Source organism: Methanobrevibacter cuticularis (assembly GCF_001639285.1).
GTDB lineage: Archaea > Methanobacteriota > Methanobacteria > Methanobacteriales > Methanobacteriaceae > Methanobaculum > Methanobaculum cuticulare.
This window is the reverse complement of sequence record NZ_LWMW01000138.1, coordinates 1-10121: the sequence shown is the minus strand read 5'-3', so window position 1 is coordinate 10121 and position 10121 is coordinate 1. Positions and strand designations below refer to the sequence as shown.

Sequence of the window (10121 nt, the reverse complement as noted above, 5' to 3'; positions counted from 1 at the left end):
TTATTAAATCTTCATTTGATTAATAAAGAATTAATTAATATATTTTTATTAAACTTTCATTTGGTTAATAAAGAATTAATTAATATATTTTTATTAAACTTTCATTTGATTAATAAAGAATTAGCTATTATTTATTTTACTTATTTTTAATCTTGTTTTGATTTACATAATTCATAAGCTAAATCTATTGCTCTTAAATAGCCTTCCTTTGTCTGTTCACGACTAGTATCAATAAATATTTCTTCAATACCTAGTGTGATAGCACCATAACTTTTCCATGAATTTACTAAAACAAGAGTTCTAAATATTAGATTTCCTGAAATACCATCAGGAGTTATTATTATATTGTTTTCTTCTTTTATAGCTTTTTCTATTAATATATAATAATTTTTTATAGAAAAGTCAAGGTTTTTTAATTTAAGTTCATTCTCAAGTTCAATAGCTAGTTTTTCACTATCTGTAATTGATTTATCAATATTAGGACTCCTTCCTAAATCTTCTTTTCTTCCACCAGCTAAAATAGCTATTTTTGGAATTTTACCCAAACTTTCAATAAATTCAACACATCCATCAACTAGTTTTATCTTTTCATCAAGACTTTTACATTCATCAATACCAACTGGCCCAAGTAAAAATTCAAAATCATCTGACTTGATGTAACTAGCTCTTGAAATCTTTGAATTTTTATTTAATTTTTTAAGTGTTTTTAAGATATCTGAAGATTTTAAAGACCCTCTAATAGTTGCATCGATTTCTTTATTTTTAATAGCATCTATCAATTCTTTATCAGAATTAACAATTTTTACTTCTAAATCTTCATTTTTATTAGCTATTTCTGTGGCTGCTAAAACATCTTTATTTTCATGAAAACCAATAACAATTTTTATCATTATTGTATTAGTTTATTTTCATGATTTTTATAATTTTAGAATTTCTAGAAAGATTTTTATAATTTTAGAATTTCTAGAAAGATTTTTATAATTTTAGAATTTCTAGAAAGATTTTTATAATTTTAGAATTTCTAGAAAGATTTTTATAATTCATAGAAATTTATCTTTTGATATTGTATGAACTGTTTCTTCATCATAGAAAAATAGAAATATATTAATGATTATAAAAATAAAAAGATGATTAAAAAGCAAAATAGTTTTAAATGTGATGATATGAGACCTTATGTGATATTAAATGCAGCTATGACATTAGATGGTAAAATAGCTACGAAAACTGGGAGTTCAGAAATATCTGGTGAAGAAGATCTTAAAAGAGTTCATGAACTTCGAAGGGATGTTGATGGGATAATGGTTGGAATAAACACAGTAATAGCTGATGATCCTAGATTAACTGTTCATAAAATACCTTCTAAGAAGCAAGATAATCCTATTCGTGTTGTTGTTGATAATAAAGCAAGAACTCCTTTAAATTCAAGAATATTAAGTGATGATGCTGAAACAATAATAGCTATTACTGAAAATTCAAATGAGGAAGACTTTAAAGAACGCCACCAAAAACTTGAAAAAGTGGCCACTATCTTTCTTTCAGGAAAAAAACAAATTAATTTAAAGGATTTGATGGAATATTTATATATAAAGGGTATTAAGATTTTAATGTTAGAAGGAGGATCCACATTAAACTTTTCCATGATAAAAGAAGGTTTAATTGATGAATTAAGAATTTGTATAGCACCAATGGTAGTTGGAGGCCATAATTCTAAAACACTATTTGATGGAGAAGGATTCGATTTTATGAATGAAGCTATTAATCTTGACTTAATAAAAAATTATAGATTAGGTAAAGACCTTATTTTAGAATATAAAGTAAAAAAATGAGATTTGAATTAATTTGAATCATTTATTATAAATAAAATTATCATTTTTATCATTGCTATTTTTGTCTTATGTTGAAAAATTTATTTATAACTAAAGAATACTTTTTATCATGAAATTATATATTTAATTAATTAAATCTTTTTAAATTGATAATATTAAATTAAATAGCTATTTTAAAGAAAAAAATAGACTTTAAAATTAATTGAAGTAAACAGCTAAAAAATATGAATAACAATAGGAGATAATTTAAAATGTATTTTCTAACAAACATAGTAATTAGAATTTTCTATCAATACTTAATATTTTAGGTTTATTTCTCGTTTAAGGCATAAATAAATGATATTGGATACTAATAACTCATTTTTTGTTAGAAGAACTATAATGATTTTTTAAGAAATTATTCATTTCATAAGTAATTGTAAGTAATTTATAGTCATTTTACTGGAATCCTAATATATTAGATGAATTTTAAAAAAAGGAGTCCAATTTAATAGCTAAATTTATTTTGAAAAACTTTATAAGGGATTAAATCACATGTAGTACTTGTATCACTAAACTGAATATTTTCATGAAAGTGAATATGGGGGAATATGTAAAAAAATTTAATTTTTATTATATTTATATAATGTATTATTTTATATATTAATTATTTATATATTAATTATTTATATTGGAATAATTTTTTTATATTAATTATCTATATATTAATTTTTTATATTAGAATAATTTTTTATATTATAGATTAAATTTATTAATTTACAGACCTATTTTCCCATTATCCTCATGAAATATTTATTTGGCGAAAAAAATGAGGTGGAACAATCGGAATGAGGCGGAAATCATTACTTTTGTTAATGGCATGCCTATTTCTTATTAGTATAAGTGCAAGCTATGCAAATGGTATAAGTGATGAAAATTATAATGAAATACAAAATAATGAAATAATTAATAATACTATACAAAATAATGATATACACTCAGAAAAAGATAACAATACAAAGAGTGCAAAAAGCAAGGAATTAATTAATGATTCTGTAGGAAATGATGGTGAAGTAATTGATGATTCTGTAGAAGTTACTGGATCTTATCAAGAAAGAAATAATCTTGTACTAAGTAGTGAAGTAATTGATAATGTTACTCTAAGTAGTGAAGTAATTGATAATGTTACTCTAAGTAGTGAAGTAATTGATAATGTTACTCTAAGTAGTGAAGTAATTGATAATGTTACTCTAAGTAGTGAAGTAATTGATAATGTTACTCTAAGTAGTGGGATAACTCAAGAACCTACAACTCTAGAAGACAACAATGAAACTAAGTTAAATGGGGAAACAGCTACTATATCTACTAACCAAAACACTAATTCAACTAATAGTAGTACAACTGTGAAAGCAAATACAATTCCTAATACAGTGAACAAACCTAAAAAATTATCTCAAAGTAGTATATTAAAAGCTTCTAAGTTATTACATAATTATATTTCAAAAAATAAGAAGTTACCTAATTATGTTACTATAAACAATTATAAATTCTCTATACCAGAATTCATGTATCTTTTAAGTAAAACAATTATCTCTAAGTATAATAAAGTAAAATCAGATATAACTATAAAATATGATATTAAAAACCCATCTAAACCTTCTGGAAGCAATATTAAAGGCAAATTATCTTCTAAACAGCATTATTCTAGTGCAAAAAATATTGTTAAATTCATTAATAAATACAATAAAGTCCCTAATTATATTAATACTAAATTAGGAAGAGTGCAATATCAAACAGCTATATATGGATTAAATAAAGTTTTAGCTTGGAGTTATAATCATAAAAGTAAATTACCAACTGCTTTATCTCTTAATGTTAAAAAAACAAATAACTTAAATAAATTCATTCCAAAATATACAAGACCAAAAACTAGTAATCTTATAACTACCAATCCTCCTGCGGCATCAGGTTCTATAAAATTTTTGACCATGAATGAAGTACTTGAAGCTTCTACAAGAGTTAAAAATTATGTTGAAAAAAATGGAGTAATGCCAAATACTGTTTCAATAGGGGGAAATAGCTATAAAATCAATGATTTCTTATACTTAATGTCTAAAGCCATAGTAAATAAAAATGAAGGTAAAACATCAAGCATTCCTTTATTAACAACTAAATCACCTGCAAATCCTTCAGGAAATAATAAACTTGGAACAATACAGAAAACAGAATATCTTTCATTAGCTAAATCATTAGTATTATATTATGAAACAAATAAGCAAGCTCCTAACTATCTATCTACTAGTTTAGGGAATTTACAATATCAATCAACAGTTTATATATTTTCAAAAATAGCTAGTTATATCTATACAAACAAAGTTATGCCAAATAACGTTAATGTTAATGTTACAAGTTCAAGTAAGATAAATGGAGGTCAAGGTTCAACAACATCTGGAACTTCGAGTTCTGCATTAGCTGCTTATTTAAAGGCTACTAAAAATTGTCAAGTAAATAATGCTGCTATAAAATCATTATCTGCTACTTTAACTAAAAACTCTCAGACGGAATTACAAAAGGCAACAGCTATTTATAACTGGGTGCAAAAGAACATAAAATATAGTTTTTATTATAATACTAGAAATGGTGCAGCAAAAACTTTAAGTTCTAAATCAGGAAATTGTGTTGATCAATCACATCTTTTAATAGCTCTTTTCAGGGCAAGTGGTTTGGCAGCAAGATATGTTAATGGTCAAGCTACTTTTACAAGCAGTGGAACCATAGGTCATACCTGGGCAGAAGTTTATGTCAATGGTAAATGGGTTATTGCTGATACTACAAGTAGCTATAATAAATTGGGAAGTGTAACTAATTGGAAAAACCCTAAAGTTTATGGTAGATATGCAGAAATAACTTTCTAAAATCTGTAATATTCTAGAATCTATAATATAAATAATGAAAAATTAAGAATATTCATTCTTAGTAATAAGAACAATAATTCTTATTTTTTTCATTTTCTTTTTTTTTATGTGGATTATTTTTAAATATTTATTTATTTTTATAAAGATTATTCAATACTTTAAAAATTGTATTACTTGTAAAAATTTGATAATTTTTAATATATAATATAATTAACAATAGAAATCTATAGATTTTAAATAAAAATGTAATAAAAGAATTAATAGAGATATTACTTCTAATTTTTTTAGAAAAAATATAGTTTATAATATATCATTATATCCATTTCATTATATTTTTACATCATGCTTTTTTAAAGTTTATTTGACTTAAAACTGGTTAATTTACATTTATTTTAACTACTGCTTATTATAGCATTGTAATAGAAAATTATAAATTGTATTTTATCATTGTTTTAGATGATACTTATTGTTTTATTATTATTTAATATAGTTTCATTTGATATTATATTGTTTTAGTTATTTGAAACAATAATTGATTTTTTTATCCTCTTGTTAGATCATAGGTAAAAGCTGGGGATTTAAGTTTATTTAAGAATTTCATTTACAAAATAGAAAATATCTATAAAAAAAGCTTAGTTGTGAAAAATAACAAAGTATATAAGGAATAAAAGACATATAATAAGAATGTACACTTTTAGAGTTGAGATCCTATATTATTTTATATTGGATAAAATTCTCTAAGTGAAAAATTGGAGGCGAAATAATTTCAAATAGATTAAAAATATTATTTGTATTTATTGCACTTCTTATTGTTGCAAGCAGTAGTATAATTTGTGTTAATGCTGCCAATGTAGATAATGAAGAAGTTTTTAATAAAAATACGAAAAATTTAGCTGATTCGGATTCATTAGTAATCGATGAAAATTTCATTGATAAAATTACTAAAAATAATACTCAAAATTATTTTAATGTAATTGCTACAACTTCAAGTGATATAAATGGAGATCAAACTCCAACATCATCTGAAAGTTTAGATCCTGCATTAGCTCCTTATTTAAAGACTACTAAAAATTGTCAAGTGGATAATAGTGCCATAAAATCACTATCTACTAATTTAACTAAAGATTCTAATTCAGATTTAGATAAAGCAACAACTATTTATAATTGGGTACAAAATAACATAGATTATAGCTTTTACTTTAATACTGAAAATGGTGCAGCAAAAACTTTAAGTTCTAAATCAGGAAATTGTGTTGATCAATCACATCTTTTAATAGCTCTTTTCAGGGCAAGTGATTTGCCAGCGAGGTATGTTAATGGTCAAGCTACTTTTACAAGCGGTGGAACCATAGGTCATACCTGGGCAGAAGTTTATGTCGATGGTGAATGGGTTATTGTTGATACTACAAGTAATTATAATAAATTGGGAAGTGTAACTAATTGGAACAACCCTAAAATTTATGATACTCATGCAGAAATAACTTTCTAAAATCTGTAACATTAAAATCTGTAACATAAATAGAAAAATTAAGAACATTCCTTCTTAGTAATAAGAACAACATTTCTTATTTTTCCAGATAAATGATTATTATTGTATTGTCCTATAAGATTATAAGTATTATTTTATCTTATAAGTATTATTTTATCTTATAAGTAGTATTTTATCATTGTTTCAGATGATATTTAATTTTTTATTATTATTTATCATCATTCATTTGATATTATATTGTTTCAGTTGTTTAAAACAATAATTTATTTTTTATTATTTTATTAAATCATTGATAAAAGCTAGAGATTTAGGTTTATTTATGTATTTGATTTATAAAATAGAAAATAGCTGTAAAAATGTTTAGTTGTAAAAAATAACAAAACCTATAAGGATTAATGGATGTATAATAAAAATCTACACTTTTAGAATTGAGAGGTTTTATTATTTTATAATGGATAAAATTCTCTAAGTGAAAAATTGGAGGCGAAATAATTTCAAATAGATTAAAAATATTATTTGTATTTATTGCACTTCTTATTGTTGCAAGCAGTAGTATAATTTGTGCTAGTGCTGCCAATGTAGATAATGAAGAAGTTTTTAATAAAAATACAAAAAATTTTACTGATGGTGATTTATTAGTAACGAATGGAAATTCTACAGAATCTTCACTAAATAGTAATTCTAATTCAAACTCAATGATTGATAATACAAACGACAATTCGAACTATACTAGTTCATTAAACGAAATCAATGAAGACATCGTTGAGGAAATTCAAATATCTAATGATACAGTTAATAATTCAGCTATTGATTCAGTTAATAGTTCAATCACTGACTTAGCTACTGATATGGTTAATAATTCAGCTATTGATTCAGTTAATAGTTCAATTACTGACTCATCAAAAAATGAATCTGTTGATTCTAATATTGAAACTGATCAAATTAATGAAAATGAAAGTACAAATAGTTCAGTTACTGATACTAAAATTAATGAAAATGAAAGTACAAATAGTTCAGTTACTGATACTAAAAGTAATGAAAATGAAAGTACAAATAGTTCAGTTACTGATACTAAAAGTAATGAAAATAAAAGTACAAATAAATCTAGTACTGATTTATTCGCTGCTGGAGGAAGTTCATCAAAATTTAGTAAGAATGATATAGTTTCTGCAGCTTCAGAGTTAAAAAAGTATGTTGAGAAGTATGGTAAACTTCCAGATTATTTAACAATTTCTGGGGAAAAAATATCAATTAGTGATTTCTTATATTTGCTTTCTAAGGTTATAGTAAATCTTAATAGTAATAATAATTCAGATATTTCTTTAAAAGATTTTAAAGATCCTGCTAGTCCGAGTGGAACTGCAACTAATGGTAATCTTTATAAAGCAAATTATTTGGATTTAGCAAAAAGAATAATTGCATTTATGGATGCTAATGGTCAATCACCGAACTATGGAAGTTCTTCTCTTGGGAATATACAATTCCAAACTATTGTTTATGGTTTTGCAAAAATTGTTGATTATTTCAAAGTGAATAAAGTTCTGCCAAATTATGTTTCATTTGTTAAGGCGACTTCAACTAATTTGAATAAAGTTCTGCCAAATTATAATGGAAATAATGGATTAATAGTTGGTGAAAATACATCTGGAAATGGAAATTCAGGAGGTTCTAATTCAGGAAATGGAACTTCTGGAAATGGAACTTCTGGAGGTTCTAATTCAGGAAATGGAACTTCAGGATCTACAAATTCATCAAAATTTAGTAAGAATGATATAGTTTCTGCAGCTTCAGAGTTAAAAAAGTATGTTGAGAAGTATGGTAAACTTCCAGATTATTTAACAATTTCTGGGAAAAAGGTATCAATTAGTGATTTTTTATATTTGCTTTCTAAGGTTATAGTAAATCTTAATAGTAATAATAATTCAGATATTTCTTTAAAAGGTTTTAAAGATCCTGCTAGTCCGAGTGGAACTGCAACTAATGGTAATCTTTATAAAGCAAATTATTTGGATTTAGCAAAAAGAATAGTTGCATTTATGGATGCTAATGGTCAATCACCGAACTATGGAAGTTCTTCTCTTGGGAATATACAATTCCAAACTATTGTTTATGGTTTTGCAAAAATTGTTGATTATTTCAAAGTGAATAAAGTTCTGCCAAATTATGTTTCATTTGTTAAGGCGACTTCAAGTAATTTGAATAAAGTTCTGCCAAATTATAATGGAAATAATGGATTAATAGTTGGTGAAAATACATCTGGAAATGGAAATTCAGGAAATGGAACTTCTGGAGGTTCTAATTCAGGAAATGGAACTTCTGAAGGTTCTAATTCAGGAAATTCTACTTCAGGAGGTATAAGTTTAGCTGATATAAAGAATGCTGGAAGTAGGATTGAAGCTTTTGTTGCACAGAATGGTGTTCTACCCAACTATGTTGAAATTGGTGGAAAACAGTATTCAATGTCTCAATTTTTATATTTAGCATCACAAGCTATTGTAAATATTAATAAAGGTATTAATAGTAATATAGTAGCTAAAGATGTTAAATCACCTACAAGTCCAACTGGACAATCAATTAGTGGAAATCTTTATAAATCAGATTTTGTGGCTTTAGCTCAAAGAGTTTCTGATTATATAACCAAAAATGGTCAATCACCGAACTATGGTAGTTCAACATTAGGTAATATACAATTCCAATCTTTGATATTAGGATTTTCAAAAATTCTTGAATTTGTAAAAACCAACAATAGACTACCAGATTACTTAACACTAAATATAAAGGCTACTGATACTATTAATGGGGGAAATAGTAATGGTGGTTCTAGTAGTGGATCAATTCCAAATAGTCCGATGAATAACAAATATGATGGTTCATCCTTGACTAACTATCTAAAAGCTAGTACAAATTGTCAAGTTAATGATGCGACTATTCAATCATTAGCTACTTCCTTAACCAAAAACTGTAAAACAGAATTAGAAAAAGCAACAGCTATTTATAACTATGTTAGAGATAAAATCTCATACAGTTTTTATTACAACACAAAGTATGGTGCTAAATCAACATTAGCTAACAAAGTAGGAAACTGTGTTGATCAAACTCATTTACTTATATCATTAATGAGGGCATCTGGAATAGCTGCTAGATATGTTAATGGAGAAGCTACATTTTCTAGCGGAAGTAGATATGGACATGTATGGGCACAAGTACTCATAGGAGATACTTGGGTTGTTGCTGATACTACAAGCTCAAAAAATAGTTTAGGTGTAATCAAGAACTGGAATACAAATACTGCTTCTGTATATGGTAAGTATTCCTCTATAAGTTTTTAAGTCCTTTAATCTTTTAATTGAAAAATTAAAAGATGACTTTTCTTTTTTTTTTAATGGGAAAATAATCATTTTTTACAAAATTTTGCTCGGTATTATGGGTTTAAATTTAATGTAAATATATCTTATTCTTAATTTATTAAAATTAAATGTTTTACTGATTAAACCTTAAATAAAATTCTAATAAGATTAATATTAATATTAACATCAATTATAGTATTTATGGAAAATTTCTTAAATTTTGAAGATGAATTAAATTATTAATATCATTTATTTTTAATTATAACATCTTAAAATTGATTATTATTAGAAATATATTATTTAAATATCTTTATTAATTTAATAAATTAATTAAAATTATTAACTTAAGATTATAATATTTTTTTTAGATGATTTATTGATTAAGAACTTTATCAAATTGACCATATTAAATTAATTTTTTTATAAATAATTCACTTATTTGAATATCAATATTCAAGAAAAACTAATAAAAAGAGAGTGTCTCATAAGGATTTTTAAAAAATTTAATAAAAGTATTTCTCATTTAAAATTTTTAAATATTGTATAACTACATATATTATTTTAT

Annotated in this window: 5 protein-coding genes; 4 read left to right on the top strand and 1 reads right to left on the bottom strand. The window is 24.6% G+C overall.

Annotation, left to right across the window (positions count from 1 at the left end):
• Positions 1 to 146: 146 nt before the first annotated feature.
• Positions 147 to 890, bottom strand: a complete 744-nt coding sequence (gene mtxX / locus MBCUT_RS09145) for a methanogenesis marker protein Mmp4/MtxX (RefSeq protein WP_067260378.1) — start codon at positions 888 to 890, stop codon at positions 147 to 149.
• 273 nt (positions 891 to 1163) lie between these two features.
• Between mtxX and MBCUT_RS09140 the strand changes: the two genes are divergently transcribed.
• The 4 genes from MBCUT_RS09140 (at position 1164) to MBCUT_RS09120 (ending at position 9538) form a co-directional block, all read left to right on the top strand.
• Positions 1164 to 1826 (top strand): 2,5-diamino-6-(ribosylamino)-4(3H)-pyrimidinone 5'-phosphate reductase, encoded by a 663-nt coding sequence (locus MBCUT_RS09140; RefSeq protein ID WP_067260377.1) that lies wholly within the window; start codon positions 1164 to 1166, stop codon positions 1824 to 1826.
• A gap of 827 nt (positions 1827 to 2653) precedes the next feature.
• A complete protein-coding gene (locus MBCUT_RS09135; protein ID WP_067260376.1) occupies positions 2654 to 4720 on the top strand; it encodes a pseudomurein-binding repeat-containing protein in 2067 nt (688 codons plus the stop codon).
• A gap of 1078 nt (positions 4721 to 5798) precedes the next feature.
• The gene (locus MBCUT_RS11400) at positions 5799 to 6209 is read left to right on the top strand and encodes a transglutaminase-like domain-containing protein (protein ID WP_067260375.1); all 411 of its coding nucleotides are present in this window, start codon (positions 5799 to 5801) and stop codon (positions 6207 to 6209) included.
• Positions 6210 to 6904: 695 nt separating this feature from the next.
• Positions 6905 to 9538 carry a transglutaminase domain-containing protein gene (locus tag MBCUT_RS09120; RefSeq protein WP_067260373.1) on the top strand — a complete coding sequence of 878 codons (2634 nt, stop codon included), beginning with the start codon at positions 6905 to 6907 and terminating at the stop codon, positions 9536 to 9538.
• The last annotated feature ends 583 nt before the right edge of the window (positions 9539 to 10121 follow it).